This window comes from Anaerotruncus sp. AF02-27, assembly GCF_003465835.1.
Lineage (GTDB): Bacteria > Bacillota > Clostridia > Oscillospirales > Ruminococcaceae > Anaerotruncus > Anaerotruncus rubiinfantis.
Map to the genome: position 1 here is coordinate 110,364 of NZ_QSBX01000003.1, position 25,084 is coordinate 135,447.

23 protein-coding genes are annotated in these 25,084 nt (G+C 57.9%); 18 read left to right on the top strand and 5 right to left on the bottom strand.

Going from position 1 to position 25,084, the window contains the following annotated elements; genetic code table 11:
- The first annotated feature begins 36 nt into the window (after positions 1-36).
- On the top strand, positions 37-1,278 hold the full coding sequence (gene hflX / locus DWV16_RS04270) for a GTPase HflX (RefSeq protein WP_118477895.1): 1,242 nt from the start codon (positions 37-39) through the stop codon (positions 1,276-1,278).
- A gap of 38 nt (positions 1,279-1,316) precedes the next feature.
- On the opposite strand, the gene DWV16_RS04275 is transcribed toward hflX, so the two are convergent.
- Both DWV16_RS04275 and DWV16_RS04280 read right to left on the bottom strand, forming a co-directional pair.
- Entirely contained in the window at positions 1,317-2,033 is a 717-nt protein-coding gene (locus DWV16_RS04275; protein ID WP_066455494.1) for a class I SAM-dependent methyltransferase, read from the bottom strand.
- A gap of 178 nt (positions 2,034-2,211) precedes the next feature.
- Positions 2,212-2,709 carry a flavin reductase family protein gene (locus DWV16_RS04280; protein WP_066455492.1) on the bottom strand — a complete coding sequence of 166 codons (498 nt, stop codon included), beginning with the start codon at positions 2,707-2,709 and terminating at the stop codon, positions 2,212-2,214.
- A 205-nt stretch (positions 2,710-2,914) separates the two neighbouring features.
- Between DWV16_RS04280 and DWV16_RS04285 the strand changes: the two genes are divergently transcribed.
- From DWV16_RS04285 to ilvN, 10 genes are all read left to right on the top strand, one after another.
- A complete protein-coding gene (locus DWV16_RS04285; RefSeq protein WP_066455490.1) occupies positions 2,915-4,138 on the top strand; it encodes an argininosuccinate synthase in 1,224 nt (407 codons plus the stop codon).
- A gap of 91 nt (positions 4,139-4,229) precedes the next feature.
- Positions 4,230-5,612, top strand: coding sequence for an argininosuccinate lyase (gene argH / locus DWV16_RS04290; RefSeq protein WP_118477896.1), 1,383 nt, complete (start codon positions 4,230-4,232; stop codon positions 5,610-5,612).
- Between the two features lie 105 nt (positions 5,613-5,717).
- Positions 5,718-6,758 (top strand): N-acetyl-gamma-glutamyl-phosphate reductase, encoded by a 1,041-nt coding sequence (gene argC / locus DWV16_RS04295; RefSeq protein WP_118477897.1) that lies wholly within the window; start codon positions 5,718-5,720, stop codon positions 6,756-6,758.
- 21 nt (positions 6,759-6,779) lie between these two features.
- Positions 6,780-8,000, top strand: coding sequence for a bifunctional glutamate N-acetyltransferase/amino-acid acetyltransferase ArgJ (gene argJ, locus DWV16_RS04300; RefSeq protein ID WP_066455481.1), 1,221 nt, complete (start codon positions 6,780-6,782; stop codon positions 7,998-8,000).
- A gap of 261 nt (positions 8,001-8,261) precedes the next feature.
- Positions 8,262-9,122, top strand: a complete 861-nt coding sequence (gene argB / locus DWV16_RS04305; RefSeq protein ID WP_118477978.1) for an acetylglutamate kinase — start codon at positions 8,262-8,264, stop codon at positions 9,120-9,122.
- A gap of 18 nt (positions 9,123-9,140) precedes the next feature.
- Positions 9,141-10,307 carry an aspartate aminotransferase family protein gene (locus tag DWV16_RS04310; protein WP_066455468.1) on the top strand — a complete coding sequence of 389 codons (1,167 nt, stop codon included), beginning with the start codon at positions 9,141-9,143 and terminating at the stop codon, positions 10,305-10,307.
- Positions 10,304-11,209 (top strand): ornithine carbamoyltransferase, encoded by a 906-nt coding sequence (argF, locus tag DWV16_RS04315; protein ID WP_066455467.1) that lies wholly within the window; start codon positions 10,304-10,306, stop codon positions 11,207-11,209. The genes DWV16_RS04310 and argF overlap by 4 nt, the downstream gene beginning before the upstream one ends.
- Before the next feature lie 738 nt (positions 11,210-11,947).
- The gene (locus DWV16_RS04320) at positions 11,948-12,994 is read left to right on the top strand and encodes an ABC transporter substrate-binding protein (RefSeq protein WP_118477898.1); all 1,047 of its coding nucleotides are present in this window, start codon (positions 11,948-11,950) and stop codon (positions 12,992-12,994) included.
- Between the two features lie 32 nt (positions 12,995-13,026).
- The gene (gene ilvB / locus DWV16_RS04325; protein ID WP_118477980.1) at positions 13,027-14,643 is read left to right on the top strand and encodes a biosynthetic-type acetolactate synthase large subunit; all 1,617 of its coding nucleotides are present in this window, start codon (positions 13,027-13,029) and stop codon (positions 14,641-14,643) included.
- Positions 14,643-15,143, top strand: a complete 501-nt coding sequence (ilvN, locus tag DWV16_RS04330; protein ID WP_066455462.1) for an acetolactate synthase small subunit — start codon at positions 14,643-14,645, stop codon at positions 15,141-15,143. The genes ilvB and ilvN overlap by 1 nt, the downstream gene beginning before the upstream one ends.
- A 52-nt stretch (positions 15,144-15,195) precedes the next feature.
- Here ilvN and rimI read toward each other — a convergent pair whose 3' ends face one another.
- The gene (rimI, locus tag DWV16_RS04335) at positions 15,196-15,630 is read right to left on the bottom strand and encodes a ribosomal protein S18-alanine N-acetyltransferase (RefSeq protein WP_242863590.1); all 435 of its coding nucleotides are present in this window, start codon (positions 15,628-15,630) and stop codon (positions 15,196-15,198) included.
- Between the two features lie 18 nt (positions 15,631-15,648).
- The gene (gene polA / locus DWV16_RS04340) at positions 15,649-18,234 is read right to left on the bottom strand and encodes a DNA polymerase I (protein ID WP_118477899.1); all 2,586 of its coding nucleotides are present in this window, start codon (positions 18,232-18,234) and stop codon (positions 15,649-15,651) included.
- A 135-nt stretch (positions 18,235-18,369) separates the two neighbouring features.
- On the opposite strand from polA, the gene dusB reads away from it, so the two are divergent.
- The 6 genes from dusB to DWV16_RS19760 all read left to right on the top strand — a co-directional run bounded on the left by dusB (position 18,370) and on the right by DWV16_RS19760 (position 24,041).
- Positions 18,370-19,380, top strand: a complete 1,011-nt coding sequence (gene dusB / locus DWV16_RS04345; protein ID WP_066455458.1) for a tRNA dihydrouridine synthase DusB — start codon at positions 18,370-18,372, stop codon at positions 19,378-19,380.
- Positions 19,377-20,051 (top strand): tRNA (guanosine(46)-N7)-methyltransferase TrmB, encoded by a 675-nt coding sequence (gene trmB, locus DWV16_RS04350; protein ID WP_118477900.1) that lies wholly within the window; start codon positions 19,377-19,379, stop codon positions 20,049-20,051. The genes dusB and trmB overlap by 4 nt, the downstream gene beginning before the upstream one ends.
- On the top strand, positions 20,048-20,845 hold the full coding sequence (locus tag DWV16_RS04355) for a hypothetical protein (protein WP_118477901.1): 798 nt from the start codon (positions 20,048-20,050) through the stop codon (positions 20,843-20,845). Before trmB ends, DWV16_RS04355 begins: the two co-directional genes overlap by 4 nt.
- A 22-nt stretch (positions 20,846-20,867) precedes the next feature.
- A complete protein-coding gene (tsaD, locus tag DWV16_RS04360; RefSeq protein ID WP_066455448.1) occupies positions 20,868-21,917 on the top strand; it encodes a tRNA (adenosine(37)-N6)-threonylcarbamoyltransferase complex transferase subunit TsaD in 1,050 nt (349 codons plus the stop codon).
- 217 nt (positions 21,918-22,134) lie between these two features.
- Entirely contained in the window at positions 22,135-23,904 is a 1,770-nt protein-coding gene (locus DWV16_RS04365) for a phosphoenolpyruvate carboxykinase (GTP) (protein WP_118477902.1), read from the top strand.
- A gap of 8 nt (positions 23,905-23,912) precedes the next feature.
- The gene (locus DWV16_RS19760; RefSeq protein WP_255420047.1) at positions 23,913-24,041 is read left to right on the top strand and encodes a hypothetical protein; all 129 of its coding nucleotides are present in this window, start codon (positions 23,913-23,915) and stop codon (positions 24,039-24,041) included.
- Positions 24,042-24,450: 409 nt separating this feature from the next.
- Here the strand turns inward: DWV16_RS19760 and DWV16_RS04370 are convergent, their stop codons facing one another.
- Positions 24,451-24,636, bottom strand: coding sequence for a hypothetical protein (locus DWV16_RS04370; RefSeq protein WP_066455442.1), 186 nt, complete (start codon positions 24,634-24,636; stop codon positions 24,451-24,453).
- A 96-nt stretch (positions 24,637-24,732) separates the two neighbouring features.
- On the opposite strand from DWV16_RS04370, the gene DWV16_RS04375 reads away from it, so the two are divergent.
- Positions 24,733-24,921 (top strand): ribbon-helix-helix protein, CopG family, encoded by a 189-nt coding sequence (locus DWV16_RS04375; RefSeq protein WP_207734300.1) that lies wholly within the window; start codon positions 24,733-24,735, stop codon positions 24,919-24,921.
- Positions 24,922-25,084 lie beyond the last annotated feature (163 nt).

Below are 25,084 nucleotides of genomic sequence, written 5' to 3' on the forward strand. Positions count from 1 at the left end.
AGAATAAGCCGTACAGGTATGGAGGAAACTGGTTCTATGATAGAGAATAAACAGGAAATATTACAGCGGGCAATTCTCATCGCGGCGGATACCGGAGAATATGATGTGGAAGTCTCGCTCGACGAGCTTTCAGAACTGGCCGCAACCGCGGGCGCTCAGACGGTGGCAAAGGTAGTACAGAAACGCCCGGCCTTTGACCCGGCGACAGTGATCGGAGCCGGACGGCTCGAAGAGGTCGCCGCCTGCTGCGAAGGGGGAAGCGCGGATCTCGTCATTTTCGACTGCGAACTTTCCCCAAGCCAGCAGCGGAATGTGGAAAAGACTTGCGGCGTTCCAGTCATCGACCGCACCACCCTGATCCTTGACATTTTTGCACAGCGCGCGGTCACCGCTGAAGGCAAGCTGCAGGTCGAACTGGCGCAGCTGCGTTACCGGCTGCCGCGGCTCACCGGCCTTGGCACATCGCTTTCGCGGCTCGGCGGCGGCATCGGTACCCGTGGGCCGGGCGAAAGTCAGCTCGAAACCGACCGGCGGCATATCCGGCGGCGGATCGCGTCCTTGCAGGAGCAGCTCGCGGAACTTGAGAAACGCCGGGGGCTGCTGCGCGCGCGCCGTAAAAAAGACGGAGTAACCACCGTCGCGATCGTGGGTTATACAAACGTGGGCAAGAGCACACTTTTGAACGCGCTCACCGACGCGGGTGTGCTCGCGGAGGATAAGCTCTTTGCAACCCTTGATCCAACCTCTCGGGCACTGAGCCTGCCGGACGGGCGTTCGGTCATGCTGGTCGATACGGTCGGGCTGGTGCGCAGGCTCCCGCACCAGCTTGTTGAGGCGTTTAAATCGACTCTGGAGGAGGCTGCGAACGCCGACCTGCTCTGGTGCGTCTGCGACGTTTCGTCGGATGAGGCGGACGAGCAGATCCAGGTGACCAAACAGCTGATGCAGGAACTTGGCGTACAGGATACGCCGGTGCTCACTGTGCTCAACAAATGCGACCGGATTGCGCGGGTTCCGCTGCCGGTGAACGATTTGACCGCGCTGATCTCCGCAAAGACCGGATTTGGGTTTGACGAGCTGCTGCGCAAGACCGCCAAGGCGCTCGCGCCGACCCACAAACGGCTCAAACTGCTGATCCCATACGATAAAACCGGACTTATCAATGAGATTTTGCGGGATGGGAAGGTCTTTTCGCAGGAATACGCGGAGGACGGGACCGTACTTGACGCGCTGGTTGATGTGAAGATCCTGCATAAGGTCGCGCAGTACGCCAGATAAAAGGGAAGCCCCGTCGAAAGCGGGGCTTCCCTTATTGTTTACGCTTTGGTGCAGACGAACGCGCCCATCCGGAATTCCGCTTCCGAAAGCCGTTCGCGCAGGATAAAGCCCGCCTGTGCGAGCGCGGCGCGGTATTCCGCCTCGGAGAATAGGGTGATTTTTTGAAGGTGGTGGAATTGCTGGACCGCCCCGTCCTGTTCGACCAGATGGAACATCTCAACCTCGACCGCTTGCGGCGCCTTCCGCTTCACCGTTTCCATCCGGCAGAAATGGATCCCATCCCGTTCGCCGCTCTGGGAAACGATCCCTTCCCGGAAGGTTTCCCGCGTGGCCCATGGCGTGAGCAGAAAAACCCCGCCCGGCGTGAGACAGTCATACACGCACCGCAGCCCGTCGCGAAGCTGGTCGTAACCCCGTGCAAAGCCGATGCTTCCGTAGAGGTTGACCGCCGCGCCGAACGGTTCGTCAAAGTGAAAATCGAAGATATCCGCGGGCAGAAATTCAGCGGACGGCACCTTGCGGGCGGCCGCGTGGAGCATCTCCTCGCTCAGGTCGATGCCGGTTACCGCGAAGGATTCCGCAAAGGTGCGGCTCTGCTCGCCGGTACCGCAGGCCAGATCCAAAAGGCGGCGGTTTGGACAGGTTTTGTATTTTTCGATCAGCGCGGCGGCTTTTTGTGCCTCCGCGCGGTATTCCGCCGGGTCCACATACATGATATCGTAGTAGTCGGCGATCGTTTCAAAATTCGCAGGCATGAAAGACCTCCTGAACGTAATTTTTTGTGATATCACATCCCCATTGTAACCCGTAAAATAAAAAAAGAATAGACTTTTTCTTTCGGCTCTGGTATAGTAGAAATTAACCCGTACCTGGGGACATAAAACCGGCGCGCAGCAAAAAGCTGCGCGCCGGTTTTATGCTTTTGGACGGGATTTACTTTTGGTAGGCGCCGAGGATTTCCGCAACATAGAGGATGTGGTAATCCTTGCCTGGATAGTTGGCCGCGTCGAGCGATTGGTCGATGAAACAGGCGGGATCGAACTGCTGGCGGTAAAGCTTGCGGCAGGTGAGGACCAGCTCCGCTTCGGAGATGACCGGCGCGCCATCCAGGGTGCCGGAAGTGAAGCCGCAGGCGGCGAGCTTATCTTCATTTCGGCCGGAATGCGCGCCGCAGTAGCCAAGCTGGCTGCGGAATTCCTCCGGGACAAAGCAGGCTGAGAAAAGGCTGGTATCGTCCAGCAGTTCGCGGGAGAACCGCTGCGGGCGCAGGAAAATATAGGCCACCGGCTTATTCCACAGCACGCCCACGCCGCCCCAGCTGGCGGTCATCGTGTTTGTTTTCTCACCGCGGCGGGTGGTGATGAGCGCCCACTGTTTGCCGATCAGCTGAAAAGGGTTCTGCGTCAGGTCGTATACGGAGATGCTTTGCATAAGAATCCACCTTTCGGATTGATTTACCGGATGTTTCACTTCCATTATAGCATTACAGGCGGGGAAAAGAACCCCCTTTTGTGCAATAGCAACCAATAAAAAAGTGAATAAGATGAATATTCATGCAAAAATTGGCTTGTAATTGTATAATTATGATGTATAATAGGGTGCATAATGAATGATTAACCACTGGAGGGTGTTTAAAATGGAGCAGATAAAGTATAAAAAAGTTGTTCTTGCATATTCCGGCGGGTTGGACACATCGGTTATTATCCCGTGGCTCAAAGAAAATTACGGCTGCGAAGTCATCGCGGTGGCCGCCAATGTCGGCCAGGGGGACGGGGAACTTGAGGGGCTGGAAGAAAAGGCCATCAAGACCGGCGCTTCCAAAATCTACATTGAGGACCTCACCAAGGAATTCGTCGACGACTTCATCATTCCCACAGTAAAGGCCGGCGCGGTTTATGAGGGGAAATATCTGCTGGGCACTTCCTTTGCCCGTCCGATCATCGCCAAACGTCTTGTCGAGATCGCAAAAAAAGAGGGCGCCGACGCGATTGCCCACGGCTGCACCGGCAAAGGCAACGACCAGGTCCGGTTTGAGCTGACCATCAAGGCTTTCGCGCCGAATATGGGCATCATTGCCCCTTGGCGCTTCTGGGAGCTCAATTCCCGCGAGAAGGAGATCGCCTACGCGGAGGAGCACAATATCCCGCTCAAAATCAACCGCGAGACCAACTATTCGAAGGATAAGAACCTCTGGCACCTTTCGCATGAGGGCCTCGACCTTGAGGATCCCGCAAACGAGCCGGATTATGAAAAAATCCTGGAGATGGGCGTTACACCCGAGCAGGCCCCTGACAAGGACACCTATGTCACCGTCAGCTTTGAAAAAGGCGTGCCCGTCGCGCTCGACGGCGTCAAGATGGATTCGGTCGCACTGCTCGAAAAGCTCAATAAGCTCGGCGGCGAAAACGGCATCGGCATCATCGACATGGTCGAAAACCGGCTGGTCGGCATGAAGAGCCGCGGCGTCTATGAGACCCCCGGCGGCACCATCCTCTACCAGGCGCATCAGACGCTTGAGGAGCTCTGCCTTGACAAGGAGACCCAGCATTATAAGATGCAGATGGCCATCAAGTTCAGCGAGTTGGTTTATAACGGCCAGTGGTACACCCCGCTGCGCGAAGCAATGAGCGCGTTTGTCGACAAGACCCAGGAAACGGTCACCGGCGACGTCAAGCTCAAGCTCTACAAGGGCAATATTATCGGCGCGGGCGCATCCTCTCCGTACTCGCTCTATTCCGAAGAGATCGCAACCTTCGGCGAGGACCATGTGTATGACCAGGCGGATTCCGCGGGCTTTATCAACCTGTTTGGTCTGCCGCTTAAGGTGAAGGCGCTGCTCGACGAAAAAAAGATCAAATAACAAAACAAACGACGGGGCTGTAACACAAAAGGCAGGTTTGCCCTTTGTGTTACAGCCGCTTGTTCTAAAAGAAAGGCTGAGGGATTTTTCTATGAAGATGTGGGCGGGGCGTTTTGCCAAGGAAGCCGACAGCCGGGTGAACGATTTCAATTCTTCCATCCGGTTTGATTCACGGATGTATGAACAGGACCTGATGGGTTCGATGGCGCACGCGCGGATGCTCGCGGCGAACGGGATCATTCCGGAGGGCGACGCGGAAGCGATCTGCGACGGGCTGGAAGGTATCCATGCGGATCTCAAAAGCGGGAAACTGCTCTTTGACCCGGACGCGGAGGATATCCACATGTTCATTGAACAGGAGCTGACCGCGCGCATCGGTGACGCGGGCAAGCGCCTACACACCGCCCGCAGCCGCAACGACCAGGTCGCGCTTGACCTGCGGATGTATCTGCGCGAGGAGACGAAAAGCGTTTCCGGCCTCCTTCTTGACCTTATCAGGGAGCTTGCCGGCAAGGCGGATGAACATCTTGAAACGGTCATGCCGGGCTACACCCATCTGCAGCGCGCGCAGCCCATTACATTGGCGCATCACCTGATGGCCTACGCGAATATGTTCTGCCGCGACGTAAAACGGCTTTCGGATGCGGCGGCTCGGATGAATTTCTGCCCGCTGGGCAGCGGGGCGCTCGCCGGGGCGACCTATCCGATCGACCGGCAGATGACCGCCAAAGCGCTCGGCTTCACGGCGCCCGCCGCCAACAGCCTGGACGGCGTTTCCGACCGGGATTTCTGCATTGAGCTTTGCAGCGCGTTTTCTACCATTATGATGCATCTTTCCCGCTTTTCGGAGGAGATCATCGCATGGTGCTCGTGGGAGTTCAAATTTATCGAGCTGGACGACGCGTTCGCAACCGGATCGAGCATCATGCCGCAGAAGAAAAATCCCGATGTGACCGAGCTTATCCGCGGCAAGACCGGGCGGGTTTACGGCGATCTGATGACCCTGCTCACCATGATGAAGGGGCTGCCGCTCGCCTACAACAAAGATATGCAGGAAGATAAGGAGGCCATCTTTGACGCGGTCGATACGGTGAAGCTGAGTCTTTCGACTTTCACACCGATGCTGCGGACGATGACCGTCCTGAAAGAAAATATGCGCGCGGCGGCTGCGAAAGGCTTCATCAACGCGACCGACTGCGCGGACTACCTCACCAAGAAAGGCGTCCCGTTCCGCGACGCTTATAAAACGACCGGTACGCTGGTGGCGCTGTGCATTGAAAAAGGGCTCACGCTCGAGACGCTGCCGCTCGCAGACTACCAGGCGGCGAACGGACTGTTCTCGGAAGACATTTATGAGGCGATCGACCTCATGGCCTGTGTGAACGGCCGCACGAGCGAAGGCGGCCCCGCGCCGCGGGCAGTGCGGAAGCAGATCGAGCTCGTGCGGGAATTCCTCGCCGCGGCGGCGAAATAAAAGCTTCGGCGAAACCTTCCCGAAGGTTTGCGGGGACGCGGGGGCATCCGGGCCTAAGCGCCGAGATGGTTTTTGTTTGTGAATTTGGTTTGGAGTGTGTGTTCTATGAAAAAAATAAGGGCGGGCGTCATTGGCGCCACCGGTTACGCCGGGCTGGAGATCGTCCGGCTGCTGCTGACCCATCCGGACGTCGAACTTGCGGCAACTTCTTCGGTCAGCTTCGAAGGCCAGAGAATCAGTGAAGTCTATCCGCAGCTCACCGGCATCCTTGACGACAAACTCTGCGGCGAGGCGGCCGTCGCTGAAAAATCCGATGTGGTTTTCGGCTCGCTGCCACATGGCCTTTCCGAGCCGATCGCCCGCCGGTGCGTGGACGCGGGAAAGCTCTTCATCGATATGGGCGCGGATTTTCGCCTGAAAAATGAAGCGGATTACCAAAACTGGTACAAGGGAGAATACGCCGACAAGCCGTTGCACGAGCAGGCGGTCTATTCGATCCCGGAATTGCACCGGGGTCTTCTGAAGGGGGCAAAGCTGATCGCAAATCCGGGCTGCTATGTCACATCGGTGTGCCTGGGGCTGGCGCCAGCCATGAAGGCTGGGGCGATCGATCCGGAAACGCTTGTGATCGATGCAAAATCGGGCGCGACCGGCGCGGGCCGGGGACTGGCGCTGAACACCCACTACACCGAATGCAACGAGGCGTTCGCTCCCTACAAGGTTGCCTGCCACCGGCACACGCCGGAGATCGAACAGGTGCTCGGAGAACTCTCCGGCGCGCCGGTCACCGTGACCTTTGTGCCGCACCTGCTGCCGGTAAACCGGGGCATCGTCTCGACCATGTATGCGAAACGCATGCCCGGCTTTGACGAGAAAAAGATCCGAAGCCTTTACGAGTCGTTTTATCAGTGCGAACCGTTTGTGCGTGTCCTGCCGGAAGGCTCGGTTGCCAACCTGAAAAATGTGAAATTTTCAAACCTCTGCCATATTTCGCTGCACAGCGATCCGCGCACCGGCCGCCTCATCGTGGTTTCGACGCTGGACAACATGGTCAAAGGCGCGGCCGGACAGGCGATCCAGAATATGAACCTCGCGCTTGGGCTCGAGGAAACCGCGGGGCTGGCGATTGTGCCGCCCGCATTTTAAAGACAGTGAGGAGCCGAGAATATGCCTTTTAAATTTGTGGACGGCGGCGTCTGTGCCGCCAAAGGGTTTGCCGCGGGCGGCGTGCATTGCGGCATCCGGAAAAATAAAGAGAAAAAAGACCTCGCCATGATCTACAGCAAGGCTCCCTGCGCTGCGGCGGCGGTCTACACCCAGAATAAGGTCAAAGGCGCGCCGATCGCGGTAACCAGGGCGCATATTGCCAATGGTTATGCAAAAGCCGTGCTCTGCAATTCGGGCAACGCGAACACCTGCAACGCGGATGGGGAATACATTGCAAACGCGATGTGTGAAAGCGCCGCCAAAGCGCTGGGCATTGCGGAGGATGATATCGTCATCGCCTCCACCGGCGTCATCGGCCAGCCGCTGCCGCTTGCCCCAATCACCGGCGCGATGGGGAAACTTGTGGGGGCGCTTTCGGAGAATGGAAGCGCCGACGCGGCCGAAGCCATCATGACCACCGACACCAAACGCAAGGAGATCGCGGTGCGGTTCGAAATCGGCGGGAAGATCGCTTCGGTGGGCGGAATCGCCAAGGGCAGCGGCATGATCCATCCGAATATGGCGACCATGCTCTGCTTTGTCACAAGCGATGTGGCAATCGCGCCGGCCATGCTGCAGAAGGCCTGCAAGGAAGTGGCGGACGAGACATTCAATATGATCAGCGTGGATGGGGACACCTCCACCAATGACATGCTCACCGTGCTGGCGAACGGCCAGGCGGGCAATGTACAGATCGACTGTGAAAACGGCGACTACTTCAAATTTGTCGAGGCGCTGACGATTGTCTGCCGAACCCTTTCCAAAGAGCTGGCCGGAGACGGTGAGGGCGCTTCAAAGCTGCTTGAATGCACTGTGTCCGGCGCGCCGGATAAGGCCACGGCCAGGACGGTGGCCAAAGCGGTCATCTGCTCGAGCCTTTTCAAGACGGCGATGTTCGGCGCGGATGCGAACTGGGGACGGATACTCTGCGCGATCGGCTATGCGGACGCGGCGTTCGACATCGGCAAGGTGGATGTCTGGTTCGCTTCTTCAAAAGGGAAGATCGCGGTCTGCAAAAATGGAACAGGCATCGATTTCAGCGAGGAGAAAGCCAAGGAGATCCTGCTGGAGAGTGAGATCCAGACGCTGATCGAGATGAACCAGGGCAGTGAAACGGCCACCGCGTGGGGCTGTGATTTGACCTACGAATATGTGCGGATCAATGGCGACTACAGGACTTAAAGCGCCTTCCAGGCGCCCGGGCCCCCTTTCTTGCTCGTGCAAGAAAGGGGGAAAAGAACACGCCAAGGGGGATCCCCTTGGAACCCCACCGCCGCTGATCGCTTCGCAAAGGCGGCGGCCGCGTCCTTAGACTTCGAGACCTGCGCCGCAGCCGCCCCCAAGGAAACGGTCAGCTCAGGACTGAATGCAGCGCTTTGCGCTCCCTGTGGACGGCTGGGGCCGGCAAGGGGATACAAACAGGAGAAAACAGAGGTGGGCAATATGAAGATCAGCAATACCGACAAGGCCGCCGTTTTAAACCAGGCGCTGCCTTATCTGCAAAAATACTATAACAAGGTGGTTGTTGTCAAATACGGCGGCAACGCGATGGTCAACCCGGAGCTGAAAGCCGCGGTCATGAGTGACATCGTGCTGCTTTCGCTGGTCGGTATCCGGGTGGTTCTGGTGCACGGCGGCGGACCCGAGATCAACGAGATGCTCTCAGCTGTCGGCAAGGAGAGCAAATTCATAAACGGCCTGCGCTACACCGACGAAGAGACGGTCAAGATCGTGCAGATGGTGTTGGCGGGCAAGACAAACAAAGACCTGGTAGCGCTTTTGCAGCAGCAGGGGGGCAAGGCGCTGGGGCTTTGCGGTATCGACGGAAAGCTCATCCAGGCGCAGAAGGTGAAAAGCGAAGTGGATCTGGGATTTGTGGGCGAGGCGACCGGTGTGAACACCAAATTGATCCACGACGCGCTCGATATGGGCTACATCCCGGTGATCTCGACGCTCGGCTGCGGGGAGGACGGCACCGTCTACAACATCAATGCCGACGCGGCGGCTTCCCGTATCGCGGCCGAGCTGCATGCGGAGAACCTCATCTCGCTCACTGATATCCGGGGACTTTTGCGCGACAAGGACGACGAGAATACACTGATCCCGGTGGTCAATGCGAGCGAGGTGCCGGAGCTCATCCGGCAGGGCGTCATCAAAGGCGGTATGATTCCGAAAGTCGACTGCTGCGTCGACGCGGTGCGCCGCGGAGTGAAGCGCGCCTTTATAATAGACGGCCGTATTCCGCATTCGATCTTAATTGAAATGATGACCGATGAAGGTATTGGCACCATGTTCCTGGGCTGACGAAGGGAGTGGAATAACATGAAAATCAAAGAGCTGGACCAGCAGTATATCGCGAACACCTATGCGCGGTTCGATCTCGAGGCGGCAAGCGGCAAGGGCGCGACCTGCAAGGATTTTGACGGCAAAAGCTATGTGGATTTTTCCTCTGGCATCGGGGTGAACAGCCTTGGCTTCTGCAACGAAAAATGGGTGGCGGCGGTCACCCGGCAGGCTTCCACCCTGCAGCACATCTGCAACCTTTATTATTCCGCGCCGCAGGCCGAGCTCGCCCAAAAGCTCTGCGGGCGCACGATCGCAAAGAAAGTGTTCTTCTGCAATTCCGGGGCGGAAGCGATTGAGGGCATGATCAAAGCGGCCCGCAAATACGGCGCCGATAAATACGGCAGGGAACGTTATAAAATCATTACGCTGGTGAATTCCTTCCACGGCCGTACGATCACCGCGCTTGCGGCGACCGGGCAGGAGGAATTTCATCAGAAATTCCTGCCGCTCACCGACGGGTTTGATTATGTCCTGGCAGGCGATCTGGACGACCTGAGAGACAAGCTGGACGGCACCGTTTGCGGCGTGATGATGGAGATGATCCAGGGCGAAGGCGGCGTGATTCCGCTGGACAAAGATTTTGTGGTGGGCGCGGCAAAACTCTGCGCGGAAAATGACGTGCTGTTTTTGGACGACGAAGTGCAGGCGGGGGTTGGCCGCAGCGGGAAATTCCTCTGCCATGAGCATTACGGGATCGAACCGGATGTGGTTTCCCTGGCAAAGGGACTTGGCGGCGGCCTGCCGATCGGCGCGGTGCTGCTCGGCGAAAAATGCGAGCAGGTCTTTGCCCCGGGTGACCACGGTTCCACCTTCGGCGGAAATCCGGTCGTCTGCGCGGGCGCGAACGCTGTGCTCGATCAGATCGACCAGAAGCTGCTCGATGAGGTGCTTGCCAAAGGTGAATACATCGCCAATCAGGTGCGCAGGATGCCGCATGTAGCGGGCGTTGTTGGAAAAGGGTTGATGCTTGGAATTGCATTTGACGGGTTGAGCAGCAAAAGCGTGTCCGCCGCATGCTTGGAAAAAGGGCTGATCGTCATGCCCGCGAAGGAAAAGGTGCGGATGCTCCCGCCGCTGACCATCACCTATGAGGAGATCGAAACCGGACTGAAAATTTTAAGTGAGGTGCTGAGCGAAATATGAAACATTTACTCCAGCTGCTCGATCTTTCGGGCGAAGAAATCATTGACATCCTGAATTTTGCCGACCAGCTCAAATATGAACTCAAACACGGCATCCGTCACCAGCATCTGAAGGGCAAGACGCTTGGCATGATCTTCCAAAAGTCCTCCACCCGCACCCGCGTCTCGTTTGAAGTGGGCATGGCGCAGCTGGGAGGCTCGGCGCTTTTCCTTTCGGCGCGCGATTTGCAGATCGGACGCGGCGAACCGGTCGAGGACACCGCCCGCGTGCTTTCCCGGTATCTCGACGGCATCATGATCCGTACCTTTGCCCAGCAGGAGGTTTCTGACCTTGCCAAATACGGCTCGATCCCGGTCATCAACGGACTCACCGACTTTGCGCATCCCTGCCAGGTGCTGGCCGATCTCATGACGGTGCGTGAACATAAGGGTCGGCTTTCTGGAGTGAAAATGTGCTACATCGGGGACGGCAACAACATGGCCAATTCCCTGATCGTCGGCGGGCTCAAGACCGGCATGCAGGTTTCAGTCGCGACCCCGGCAGCCTATCAGCCCGATCCGGTCGTCCTGGAATTCGCCAAAACCTATGGAGACAAATTCCAGCTGACTTCCGACTGCGCGCAGGCCGCCGCCGGCGCGGATGTGGTCTTTACCGATGTGTGGGCCTCGATGGGTATGGAAGGCGAAGCGGATGAGCGCCACAAAGCATTTGCTGGCTACCAGGTGAACGATCAGCTGCTTTCGGTCTGCGCACCCGACGTGATGGTGCAGCACTGCCTGCCCGCCCACCGCGGCGAGGAGATCACCGCCGAAGTGTTCGAGGCGCATGCCGATGAGATCTTCGATGAGGCCGAAAACCGTCTGCATGCCCAGAAGGCTGTCATGGTCAAAGTGATGGGCTGACTGGGTTTGCGTGTCCCGTCACGCGGGACGGGCACGTTGCGCCATGCACACTTTGTGCGTTTCGCCGCGCCACGGGAATCAAGCGGCATTGCCGCTTGAGAATCACTGGCACGTTTCGCCGTGCACACGAGTAACTTTCTTGTGCGCACAAGAAAGTTACCAAAGAATGCGCACAAGGGGACTAGCCGTCCCCTTGTGAAACCCTGGCAGACGCCTTGCCAGAACTTGCTTCGCGGGCACTCCCCACAAACGGTCAGCTCAGGACTGAACGCAATGTTACGCGCTCCCCGCGATGGAAACGTCAGACCCAAGCAGGTCTTTTGCGCTCTCCCCGATACCTACAGAGACTGCCGGCCGGCGGTCTCTGTTTTACTTTATTCGGCGCAGCCGGTTTTCGCAAGGTTGTGAAAACCCGTCCCGCGTTCCTTATCCCGAATCCGGCGCCAAAGGCGACGGGGCGTCGCAGACGACTCTTTACCGGGGGACGCGGGGGCGGAAAGCCCCCGTGAGCAGGCTGCCAAACGCGGGAGGCATCGTTTTGTCTAAGCAGATTGCGGGCTGTCTTTGCCGAAGGCAACCAAACAGCCCGCAGGGGGTCGCGGGGATCTCCCCGCGCGTCTTCTTTCGCCCCTTTCTTGGACGGGCAAGAAAGGGGCCCTGCGGAGCAAAAGTTGACACTATTCGGGCGATGGGATAAAATAACGGTAAGAATGTTTGCGGCCGAAAGGAATTAAAAATATGAAATGGAAAAGATTCCTGGCGATTGTTCTTGCGGGCGCCCTGCTTTTCTCGATGGGAGCCTGCAAAAAAAATGAAACGGATGACAGCAGTTCCGCGCCAAGCGAGCCGGAAGAGGTGGTGGATCCCAATTATCCGGTGTCGATTGGGGATATCCATGTGGACGCGCGGCCGGAAACGATTGTCTCGCTCTCTCCGGCGATGACCGAGCTCATCTGTGCGCTCGGCGCGGGCGATCGGCTCGAAGGGGTGAGCGACTATTGCGATTATCCGTCGAGCGTGGACGATCTGGAACGCTGCGGAACCGCCGCCACGCCGGACCTTACGGCGATTGAAGAGATTGGGCCGGATGTGGTGTTTGCCTCGTCAAATCTTTCGCAGGACGACACGGTGAAGCTTCAGCAGATGGATGCCCAGGTGATTGTATTGGGCCGCGCGGATTCCTTGGACGAGCTGGAGGAGGTCTATGTGACCGTAGCCACCGTGCTTGACGGGCTCGTTGACGGGGAGGAGAACGGGCAGGCGTTTTTCGACGGGCTGCGTGCCCGGTATGACGCGCTGAAATACGCGGCGGACGGGATTGCCGACCGCCTGCACGGTATTTATCTGCGGATGGTCCCGCTCACAATGGCGACCGGCGATACTTTTGAAGGGAAACTTTTGAACGACGCGCTTGGAGTGAATAACGACGCGGGACAGTACACCGGCTGGCTGTATCCGGAAGATCAGGCGGTCAATCTTTATCCCGACATTATTTTTCATGACCAGAGCATTGACCAGACCTATTTTGGTGAGACAAAGGTCTACAGCACGACCGCCGCCTACCAGAATAAGCGGCTGTATGCTTTCGACGCGCTCGCCTTCGAGCGGCAGAGTCCCCGCATGTTTGACGAGCTGGAGGAGATGTTCGCGCAGGCCTATCCGGACGTAAAAGTGCAGGAAGCAAAAAGCCGTCCGGATGACGAGGTGCCGGAAGACGCGGACAGCGAAGCGGATGATGACGACGAGATGCTCGATCTTGACGACGCGACACAGATTATAGAGTAGCAGACAGGAAGAAAGGTCTGGTGGGGATCTTTATGATGATGACAGGCGCGCAGGCGATGGTCAAATGCCTGGAGGCCGAAGGGGTGACAACCATCTTCGGATACCCGGGCGCGGCGATCTGCCCATTTTATGACAGCCTGGTGGATTCGTCCATCCGGCATATTCTCACGCGCAATGAACAGAATGCCGGCCACGCGGCCAGCGGCTATGCGCGCGTTACCGGCAGGCCCGCGGTCTGCGTTGCGACCTCCGGGCCGGGCGCGACCAACCTTTTCACGGCCATTGCGACCGCTTACATGGACAGTATTCCGCTCGTGGCGATCACCGGGCAGGTTTCGAGCGAGCTTCTGGGCCGGGATGTCTTTCAGGAGGTCGATACGACCGGCGCCGCCGAGCCGTTCACCAAATACAGCTATCTTGTGAAGGACGCGGCGGAGATCCCGCGCGTGTTTAAAGAGGCGTTTTATATCGCGTCCACCGGACGCAAGGGGCCGGTGCTCATTGATATGCCGGTGGATATCCAGCGGGAACTGCTCGATTTTTCCTACCCGCATATGGTCAATATCCGCGGTTACAAGCCGCAGTTCAAAGGCCATCCGATGCAGGTCAAGCGGGTTGCCGCCGCCATCAGGGCGGCCAAACGGCCGCTGCTCTGTCTGGGCGGCGGAGTCTTTGCGGCAAATGCGCAGAAGGCGGTCCGCAAGCTTTGCGAGCAGTGCCGCCTGCCCGCCGTCACAACCATGATGGGGATCGGCGCGCTGCCGAGCGGGCATCCGCTTTATTTCGGCATGCTTGGCCAGAGCGGGGACGGGCTTGCGAACCGCGCGGTGGAGGAGAGCGACCTGCTCATCATCATCGGCGCGCGGGTGGGCGACCGGGCGATCCAATCGCCGCGGGCGCTTGAAAGCATGACGACTGTGGTGCATATCGATATCGACGCGGCTGAAATTGGTAAAAACCTTGGCACAACCATCCCGCTTGTGGGCGATGCGGCTCTGGTGGTCGAGCAGCTTGTGGAGCAAAATCCCATGGGAGAATGGGATAAGTGGATCGGCTGGCTCGATGGCCAGCGGGAGCCGTTCCCGGCGCATCCGGCTGCGGGCGCGGGTTATATCAATCCCAATGCCTTCATCCGGCTGCTTTCCGAACGCTTGGAAAAGGACGTTCTCTATGTCTCGGATGTGGGCGAAAACCAGATCTGGTCGGCAAAAAACCACATTGTCCGGGAGGGGCGCTTTCTCACAACCGGCGGCATGGGTACGATGGGTTACGCGCTGCCTGCCGCCATCGGTGCGAAGCTGGCTGCCCCAGGCCGCCAGGTGGTCGCGGTCTGCGGCGACGGGGCGTTCCAGATGTCGATGATGGAGCTGGCCACCATGAACCAGCACGGCGTGCCGGTTAAACTGGTGGTCATGCGCAACGGGGCCCTCGGCCTGGTGCGGGAGATTCAGCAGAATCAGTACCGCGGCCGTGAAATCGCGGTTGACCTCACCGGCAGTCCGTCGATTGCAGGGATCGCGGCAGCCTACGGAATTCCGTCAATGCAGGTGTCCGATATGCAAGACGCGCCGGCGGCGCTCGACGCGTTTCTCGAAGGGCCGGAATCGTTCGTGCTCGAATGTGTGGTCGATCCGAAGGAGGGAACCTGATGAAACAGATCCTTTCAGTCCTGGTGGAAAACAAGGCGGGCGTCCTGTCCCGGACGGCCGGACTCTTCGCGCGGCGGGGCTTCAATATCGAAAGCCTCGCGGTGGGCGAAACAGAAGATCGGACCGTTTCGCGCATGACCATTGTGGTCAATGGCGACGAGCGCACGATGGAACAGGTGGAAAAGCAGCTCAACAAGCAGATCGACGTGATCAAGGTCAAAACCCTGGAGATTGACGCTTCCACCCGGCGGGAACTGGCGCTCATCAAAGTGAACGCAAACCAGCAGAACCGCGGCGAGATCATCGACATCTGCCAGATCATGAAGGCGAAGATCGTCGACCTGTCGCAGACCACCCTCACCATCGAATTCTGCGACCGGCCGGAACGGGTCGACCTGCTCTTAAACATGGTCTCGCAGTACGGCGTGGCCGAGATGGCGCGCACCGGCATGGTCGCGTTGCAGAAGGGCTCCGGCGCGATCGAGATCAAAAATAAATAACGCGGATTCCATCAAAAGAGGCCGCCGGCAACAGCCGGCGGCCTCTTGGCGTTCACAGGAAGCGGGTCATCAAAATCGCATCCTCAGTGGGATTTGCGTAGAAATTTTTGCGCCGCCCTACCTCTCCGAAACCGAGTCCCTCGTAGAGCTGGATCGCGGGCCGGTTACCCGCGCGCACCTCGAGCGTGAGGAACCCGAGCCGCTTTTCTTTTGCGAAGGTGAGGAGCGCCTGCATAAGCGTCTTTGCCACGCCCTGCCTGCGGAATGCTTCGTCCACCGCGATATTGGCGATATAGCCCTCGTCCATCACCCGATGCATCCCGACATAGCCGGCCAGCAGCCCCTCCTTTCTGGCGACGTAAAAAATCGCATTGGGATTTTGCAGTTCCGCTTCGAGCACCTGGGCGCTCCACGGCTGTGAAAAGCACTGCCGTTCGAGCGCGGCCACAAGCGGAACGTCTTTTTCTGTCATCGATGTGATCTGCAAGGTTGTCAGTCCTCCTGCCTATTTTGCATCCAGCCAGTTGTCCCCGACGTTTGCGTCGGCCACGAGCGGGACCTTCAGGGTGATCGCGTGTTCCATCTCCTCCTTGAGGATGATGGTGGCGAGCGGCACCTCCTGCTCGGGCGCCTCGACAAGCAGTTCGTCGTGCACCTGCAAAATGAGCTTTGCCTGCATCTTCTCGCGCCGCAGCCGCTCGAACACCCGCACCATGGCGATCTTGATGATGTCCGCCGCGGTGCCCTGGATCGGGGTGTTGCGCGCGACCCGTTCGCCGAACGCCTGGGTCACCTTGTTCGAAGCGGCAAGCTCCGGCAGGTAGCGTCGGCGCCCAAACAGCGTTTTGACATAGCCGTTCTCCCGCGCGAAAACGATGGTGTCCTCCATGTATTTGCGCACGCCCGCGTAGGTGGCGAGATAGTTTTTGATGTAGCTGTCCGCTTCCGCCACCGAAACGCCGATGTCCTGCGAGAGCGAAAACGCCCCGATTCCGTAGACGATCCCGAAATTGACCGCCTTGGCGCGGGAACGCAGTGCGGGTGTCACCATCAGTTCCGGCAGGCCGAAGACCTGCGCGGCGGTGGTGGTGTGGATGTCCTGACCGCTTTTAAAGGCGGCGATCATGTTTTTGTCGCCCGCCAGGTCGGCCAGCACCCGCAATTCGATCTGCGAATAGTCCGCGTCGATCAGCTTCCAGCCCGGTCGTGCCTTGAAGAAGCGGCGCATTTTGCTGCCCTCCGCGGTGCGAATCGGGATATTTTGGAGATTCGGTTCGGTTGAGGAGATGCGTCCGGTGCGGGTTTCGGTCTGCTGGAAGGTCGAGCGCACCCGTCCGTCCGGGCCGACCACCTTTAAAAGCCCGTCCACATAGGTGGATTTGAGCTTCGAGAGCTTGCGGTATTCGAGAATGAGCTCAATGATGGGATGCTTGCCGCGCAGCGAATCAAGCACATCCGCGTTGGTGGAATAGCCGGTCTTGGTTTTTTTCTTGGCGGGGAGGCCCAGGTCGACGAACAGCACATCGCCGAGCTGCTTGGGGGAATTGAGGTTGAAGGAGTGGCCCGCGTGACGGTAGATGCCGTCCTCCAGCTCCCCGATCCGCCCATCGAGGTCCGCGCCGTACTCCCTGAGCGCGTCCGTGTCCAGCGCAAAGCCCTCGCGTTCCATTGCGGCGAGTACCCGGGCAAGCGGCATCTCGATTTCATAGAGGAGCTTTTGTTGGCCGGTCGCTTCGATCTCCGCGGCGAGCTTGTCATGCAGCGCGGTGATGACCGCCCCGTCCGCCGCGATCGATGCATATTCGGAAGGGATCTCCGTCTCGAATACGCAGGGTACGACATTGTATTGCGCGGCAAGCGGCTGCGGCGCGTAGCTCGAGGTGGTTGGGCTGAGCAGATAGGCGGCGAGTTCCCCATCGAAATTTATATTTTGTATATTTTTATCAAAACTATACAAATAACGATAGAGCGGTTTGCTGCTCCAGATCCGCAGTCCGGCTGAAAAGCCCAGGATTTCGTTGAGCTTTGCGCCGTCCGCAAGAATCAGCCGCCCCGGAACGGCGGCAGCTACGGCTTTGGGTTGGTCATCATCCCATTCAATCAGCAAGTCAATCGCTTTTTTATCGGTAAACAGTGCGGACAGTTCACCTGGATCACAGGAAACCTGCAAAACAGCCTGCGGCGCGGATTCCTCCAGTGCCGGATCGGCTGCCGCGGCCGTAGGATCGATCCCCCATCGGTCAGCCAACTTAAACATTTCAAACCGCGCGAAGAGTGCGCCCGCTTTGGCTGCGTCCGGTTCGGCACGGCGGTAGCTTTCCGGGTCGGCGTCAATCGGTACATCGCAGTCGATTTTGGCCAAGGTACGGCTGGTGTAAGCCATCTCCTTGTCCGCTGCGAGCTTTGCACGCACGCCCGGCTTGATTTCGAGCTCGTCCAAGTGGTCATAGATGTAGTCAAGATCGTGATACTGCGCGATGAGCGAGAGCGCGGTCTTTTCCCCGATACCCGTCACGCCGGGAATATTGTCGGAAGCGTCGCCCATAAGCGCCTTGACGTCGATGAGTTCCCGCGGAGGCACACCGTATTTCTCCATCACGGCGGCCACGTCGTAAACGGTCGAGCTGGCCTGGCCCATCTTGGTGGTGGCCAGGCGCACGGTGGTGCGTTCCCCAACCAGCTGGAGGCTGTCCCGGTCCCCGGTGGCGATGACGCACTCGTCGCCGCGTCCGGCGCAGGACTTTGCAAAGGTGCCGAGGATATCATCCGCCTCGTAACCCTCTTTGGTGACAATTTTGTAGCCAAGCGCGGCCAGCAGTTCCTTGAGCGGTTCAAGCTGGGAGGCGAGCTCTTCGGGCATGCCTTTCCGTTGGGCTTTATAGCCCTCGAACATCTGATGGCGGAAGGTCGGCGCGCGCAGGTCGAAGGCGCAGGCGACCGCGTCCGGCTGGGTTTCTTCCAGCAGTTTCAGCAGGATATTCAAAAAACCATAGATTCCGTTGGTGAATTCTCCATTTTTGGTAGTCAGCGCCTTGATTCCGTAGAATGCGCGGTTCAGAATACTGTTCCCGTCGATGGCCAGCAATTTCATGGTAAATCTCCTCTGCGATATGTGAAAGATGATAAATCTTGACAATTATAAATTATTATACCACAAAAGATTGTCCATTCACCAAATTTCTGTTAAAATAATCATTTAGAATCATGAACAAATTGGAGGGGCCCCATGAAGATCGGCAATCTGGAAATCAAGCGTACCGCCGCGCTCGCACCGATGGCAGGCGTCGCGGACAGCGCCTTCCGGCGCATCTGCAAGCAGTTCGGCGCGGCGTACCTGGTAGGGGAGATGGCCTCTGCGAAGGGGATGCACTATTCCGACCGCAAGACCGCCGAGCTGCTCGGGGTGAGCGACGAAGAACGCCCGGTCGCGGTGCAGCTCTTTGGGGATGATCCGGAGCTGATCGCGGAAGCCGCGAAAAAGGCGCTCGATTACCGGCCGGATGTGATCGACCTCAACATGGGCTGTCCGGCGCCCAAGATCGCTGGAAACGGCGGCGGTTCAGCATTGATGAAGAATCCCACGCTTGCGGGGAAAATTACGGAAGCAGCTGTAAAGGCAGTTGACCTGCCGGTTACGGTGAAATTCCGCAAAGGCTGGGACGACGAACATGTCAATGCCGTGGAGTTCGGGCGAATCATGCAGGAGAGCGGCGCGGCGGCGTTGACGGTGCATGGCCGCACGCGGGAGCAGTTCTACGCGCCTCCGGTCGACCTCGACATTATCGCGGCAGTGAAGGCGGCCGTTTCGATCCCGGTGATCGGGAATGGGGATTGTGACAGTATACAATCTGTGATAAATATGTACGATTATACAAAATGTGACCTCGTGATGATCGGGCGGGGCGCGCTCGGAAACCCATGGATCTTCCGGCAGGTCGACCAGTTCCTGGCCGACGGGACGGTACTGCCACTGCCGCCCTTGGAGGAACGGATGGCGGTCATGCTGCGGCAGTTTTCGCTCGCCTGCGAACAGAAGGGCGAATATGGCGCAATGCGCGAAGCGCGCAAGCATGCCGCTTGGTACATGAAGGGGGTGCGCGGCGCGGCGTCGCTGCGGCGGCAGGCAGGGACGCTCTGTACACTGGCCGACGCGCGGGCGCTTGCGGAGGAAGCGCTGCGCCTCAATCCGGAGGAAGCCGTTTTGGACAAACCGTCAAATGAGGAGGAAGAAAGATGAGACCGCGTAAAAAACCGAATTTAGCCCCGCGGCTGGCCGCCTGCGAATCGATTGTTCTGAAGGACCCGGTTTCTCTGAAAGGGCATATCCGTGAAACATTTCCGAACCCGCAGGCGCCGCTGCATCTGGAAATTGGCTGCGGAAAGGGTGGCTTTGTCTTTGAAATGGCGCGGCGAAACCCGGATATAAACTTTGTTGCGGTGGAGCGGGAACCGAACGTCGCGGTGATCGCGACAGAACGGGTACTCTCGGCCGTGCCGCCGCTTCCAAATATCAGATTTATCCTGGATGATGCGGAAAAGCTCCCGCAGATATTTCTGCCTGGAGAACTCGAACGGATCTACATCAATTTCTGCGACCCCTGGCACAAGCATCGGCAGTTCAAACGGCGGCTCACCTACCGCGAGCGGCTGAAAATCTATCAGAATCTGCTCCTGCCAGGCGGGGAAATCTGGTTTAAGACCGACAACTACAACCTTTACCATTTCTCACTCTATGAATTCGCAGCGGCTTTCCCGGCATATTTCACGACGAACAATCTGCATCAGAGTGAATGCGCCGCAGGCAACGTCATGACCGAGTATGAGACGCATTTCTCCTCGCTCGGCCAGCCGATCTATGCGATCCGCGCGAAAAAAACAGCGGAACCGGGAAAGGCCCCCACGCCATGAAACAAACCCTGCGCGCGGTGCTGATGAGCGCCTGCCTGTTGCTGGCGGGCTGCGAGGGCCGCGAAACGCCCCCGATGGCGCAGGACGTTTCCGTGCCCGCATCCTCTGCCGAAGCGTCCGCCCCTGCCGGGGGCGCGCTCTCGCCATCCGGCTCGTCCGCGCCGGAAAGCCCCGCGCCGCCCGCCGCTTTTTCGGAGCCGGCGGAATCGGCTCCGTTGCTCTATGACGGCGTCCAGCCCGACCCGACCCTGCCGGAAAATCAGAAAGGGCCGTATATCATGTGGGATCATATCGAATACAAAAATTTCGGAGACCCGGCGGAATGGGAATGGCACACGGTCACGCTGATCAACTATGACGCGGAGAAACAAGGCCTTCCGCCCGAGCGCGTCGAAGCGAAGCTGCTGCTGCCGCCGCGCTGCGGGATCGACGAAGTCATCGTATACGACGGCGGCTTCGCGAACGGGACGATCAAAATCGGGGACATCGGGGGATACTATCCTGAGGGCGAGACACTGTTCAGCGCGTGGAATGTATTTTCAGCGGAAGGCAATCCGATAACCGGCGAAACCTGGGAGGCATTCGAATCAGCAGAAAATGAGATTGGCGCCTACTGCTGCGGCGACCGCTTTACACGGTATATCACGCCCGGCCTGGGCGGGAATGTCCTGGAATATATGATGGATTTGGGCGAAGGACATTTCACTTATCTGTATTTTTACGTCTCCGCTTCGGCAACAGCGGACGACCTCAAGCTTTATGATATGATCGCACAAAGCGTGAAACCCGCCTGATGGCGGCGAAAGGAAAATGGCTATGAAAATCCTTGCAATTGAAAGCTCCTGCGACGAGACTGCCGCCGCAGTGGTGGAGGACGGACGGAAGGTTCTTTCCTCGGTGATCAATTCTCAAGTCGCGGAGCACCGAAAATACGGCGGCGTGGTGCCGGAGATTGCCTCCCGCCGCCATACCGAAAACATCGTGCCTGTTGTGCAGGGCGCGCTAGACGAGGCTGGGCTGACGCTTGCCGGGATCGACGCGGTCGCTGTGACCGCCGCGCCAGGGCTGATCGGCGCACTGCTGGTTGGTGTAAACTACGCCAAGGGGCTTGCGCTCGCGGCGGGAAAACCGCTCATCCCGGTTCACCATATCCGTGGGCACATCGCCGCCAATTATCTCGCGCATCCGGATCTTGAGCCGCCGTTTCTCTGCCTCGTTGTTTCGGGCGGGCACAGCCACATCGTTGAAGTGAAGGACTACACCGACTTTCGGATCATTGGCCGCACCCGCGACGACGCGGCCGGGGAGGCGTTCGACAAATCTGCCCGCGCTATGGGGTTCCCATATCCGGGCGGAATCTATATCGACGAGGCGTCAAAGCGCGGCGATGACAGAAAGTATAAGCTTCCGAAGCCGCGCGTCGAGGATTCGCCTTATGATTTCAGTTTTTCCGGTCTCAAAACGGCGGTGCTGAACCTTTTGCATAATGCCGCCCAGAAAGGGGAAAATGTGGATACAGATTCGCTGGCGGCAAGTTTCCAGCGCACCATCTGCGAGATCCTGGTGGGCCATCTGGAACTGGCCGCGCGGGAATACGGCTATAAAACGATTGTGGCGGCGGGCGGCGTCTCCGCCAACAGCGGGCTGCGTTCCCGCTTGGAGGAGATGTGCCGGCGCCACGGGTACAGGCTCTGCGTCCCGCCGCTGTCCCTTTGCGGGGACAACGCCGCGATGATCGGCGCGCAGGCCTATTATGAGCAGCTTTGCAGCCCGCCGGCGGGGCTTGATTTAAACGCTTGCGCCTCGTGGAATATCGACCTGCCTTTCCAAAATCCGTATGATTCTAAGCATTCTGTCTCAAAATGATTGGTTTTGCAGGAAGAAAAATGATGAATTGCATGATTGTCTGAAAATTCACAAAATTCTAACGAATTCACGTTGCTTTTTTGCAGTTGATCCATTATAATGCTAAGTGTGAAAAGTTCGAGTTTCATGCGGGATGCAACCCCATGAACCGTTGACTTTCAGCCCCATATGTATCATTGTGTTATTAAAAATTCAATACAGCGAGAGGAGTAAAATCATGACGAACAACAAAAATGTCCTCAATTGGATTGAGGAGATGAAAGCGCTTGTCAAACCGGATAAGGTTGTCTGGATTGATGGAAGCGAGGCACAGCTCAACGAACTGCGCGAGCAGGCTTTCTCCACCGGAGAGCTCGAGCCGCTCAACCCTGAGAAGCTTCCGGGATGCGTCCTGCACCGCACTGCGGTCAACGATGTCGCCCGTGTGGAGGGCAGAACCTTTATCTGCTCCAGAACGAAGGAAGAAGCGGGCCCGACCAACAACTGGGAAGACCCGAAAGTCATGTACCCGAAACTGCGCGCCCTGTTTGACGGCGCCATGAAGGGCCGCACCATGTATGTCATCCCGTACTGCATGGGCCCGATCGGTTCCAAATTCTCCAAAGTCGGCGTCGAGCTGACCGACTCGATCTACGTTGTACTGAATATGGATATCATGACCCGCATGGGCCAGAAGGCGTTCGACCACCTGGGCGACACCTCCAACGATTTCGTCCGCGGCCTGCACTCCAAGGCCAAGATGGAAGAAGAGAACCGTTACATTGTCCAGTTCCCCGAGGACAACGCCATCTGGTCGGTCAACTCCGGTTACGGCGGCAACGTTCTGCTCGGCAAAAAATGCTTCGCGCTGCGCATCGCTTCCTACCAGGCGAAACAGGAAGGCTGGATGGCGGAGCACATGCTCATCCTCGGCCTGCAGAACCCGAAAGGCGAAATCAAATATATCTGCGCCGCGTTCCCGTCCGCCTGCGGCAAAACCAACCTGGCCATGCTCATCCCGCCGAAGGAGCTGCTTGACAAGGGTTACAAGGTTTGGACGGTCGGCGACGACATCGCCTGGCTGCGTATCGGCGAAGACGGCAGACTCTGGGCAATCAACCCGGAAAACGGCTTCTTTGGCGTTGCCCCTGGCACCAACATGAAGTCCAACCCGAACGCGCTGGAAACCACCCGCCGCAACACCATCTTCACCAACGTGGTCCACAACCTGGACGACAACACTGTTTGGTGGGAGGGTCTCGATAAGAACCCGCCGAAGAATGCGGTCAACTGGAAAGGCGAGAAATGGGATTGCACCGATGGCAGCAAAGGCGCGCATCCGAACTCCCGCTTCACCGCTCCGGCCATCAACTGCCCCTGCATCTCCTCCGAATTTGCAAATCCGAACGGCGTGCCCGTCTCCGCGATCATCTTCGGCGGCCGCCGCGCCAAAACCGCTCCGCTGGTTTATCAGTCCCGTGACTGGCAGCATGGCGTGTTCGTAGGTTCCACCATGGCTTCCGAGACCACCGCGGCCGCTTCGGGTGCTGTCGGCGTTGTCCGCCGCGACCCGATGGCGATGCTCCCGTTCTGCGGATACAACATGGGCGACTACTGGCAGCACTGGCTCGAAATGGGCAAGAAGCTCGGTGACAAAGCGCCTAAGATCTTTAACGTCAACTGGTTCCGCACCGATGACGAAGGCCACTTCATCTGGCCGGGATTCGGCGACAACCTGCGCGTCCTCAACTGGATCATCGACCGCGTCGAAGGCAAAGCCGAAGCTGTTGAAACCCCGATCGGTTACGAGCCGAAACCGGAAGATATCGACATCACCGGTCTTGACGGCATCACCACCGATACTGTCGCTGGCCTGCTGACTGTCGATAAGGACCTGTGGAAAGAGGAAGTCAAGGGCATCAAGGAGTTCTATGCCAAATTTGGCGACAAACTCCCCAAAGAGCTCGAGACCGAGCTCGAAAAGCTCGAAGCCAACCTCGAGAAATAAGGCTTATGATGAGGGAATACCGTCAGATCAACCCGTGGCGCGGCGTCACGGCGGTGGCACTGGTTGCAGCAGCCACCATCGTGGCTGTGCTGTACGGTATCATGGCTGTTTTGGTCCTCAACCGGGACCGCCACTGAACAAAAAAGTGAAAGCGCATGGAATCGTCAGGTTCCATGCGCTTTCTTTATTGTCTCCCTGCAAAAATGAGGAATTCGCTTGTTTTTTTGCGCCCTCCGCGCGCCCGGGGATTGCGCCCTCCGCGCGCCCGGGGGATTGCGCCTTCCAGGCGCTCCGGAGGAGTCGCCTCCGGCGGCCCCATTTCTTGCTCGTGCAAGAAATAGGGGAAAGAACACGCCAAGGGGGAACCCCTTGGAACCCCGCCGCCGCTGGTTGCTTCGCAAAGGCGGCGGCCGCGTCCTTGGACTTCGAGACCTGCGACGCCGTCACTCCCAACTGCCGGTCAGCTCAAGACTGATGGCAACGCTTCGCGCTCCCATGTTACAGGCTTGCTGCAAAATCCGCGCCGGATTCGTTCAATGGGTATTGTCAATCAATCGTTCTCAGAAATTCCCGCAGCTTCTCCATACGCTTTTCAAGCTGCACAAAATAACGCCGGGTGACAACGCTTGCTGCATCATCCTTGAGCTGGCATGCGGACAAATTCATCTTGCCCGCATAGGTGTAAACTTGCCGCGAAAGTTCCCGCAGCCGTAAATGTTCTTTTGAAGTCATGGCTTATCTCCAAATATGTTATAATTTATAACATAAATTATAACATATTAATCACCACGATTCAAGCATAAAATATGTTCAGAGGTGGTGATGGAAATGGCGATTGTCGTAAAGCCCAAACGTCCGAAAGGTGAGGATGGATATAAGACCTTTTCCATCCGGATCAAGGAAGAGACAGTTTCAAAGCTGGATGAAATTTGCGCTAAGACAGGACATAAGCGTAACGAGCTGATCGGGATTTTCCTGGAATATGCGGTTGATAATTGTGAAATAGAAGAAAAATAAGAGCGCCGGACAGAGGTCCGGCGCTTTTTAAATTGAAATCCGTTTGTCCTTATTGCGCGCAGCGCATCGCCGCAAGGTTGCGGCGATTTGTCCCGCGTGCTTTTTATCACGCGGCACAGTACGTATTGTCTAAGCAGATTGCGGGCTGTCTTTGCCGCAGGCA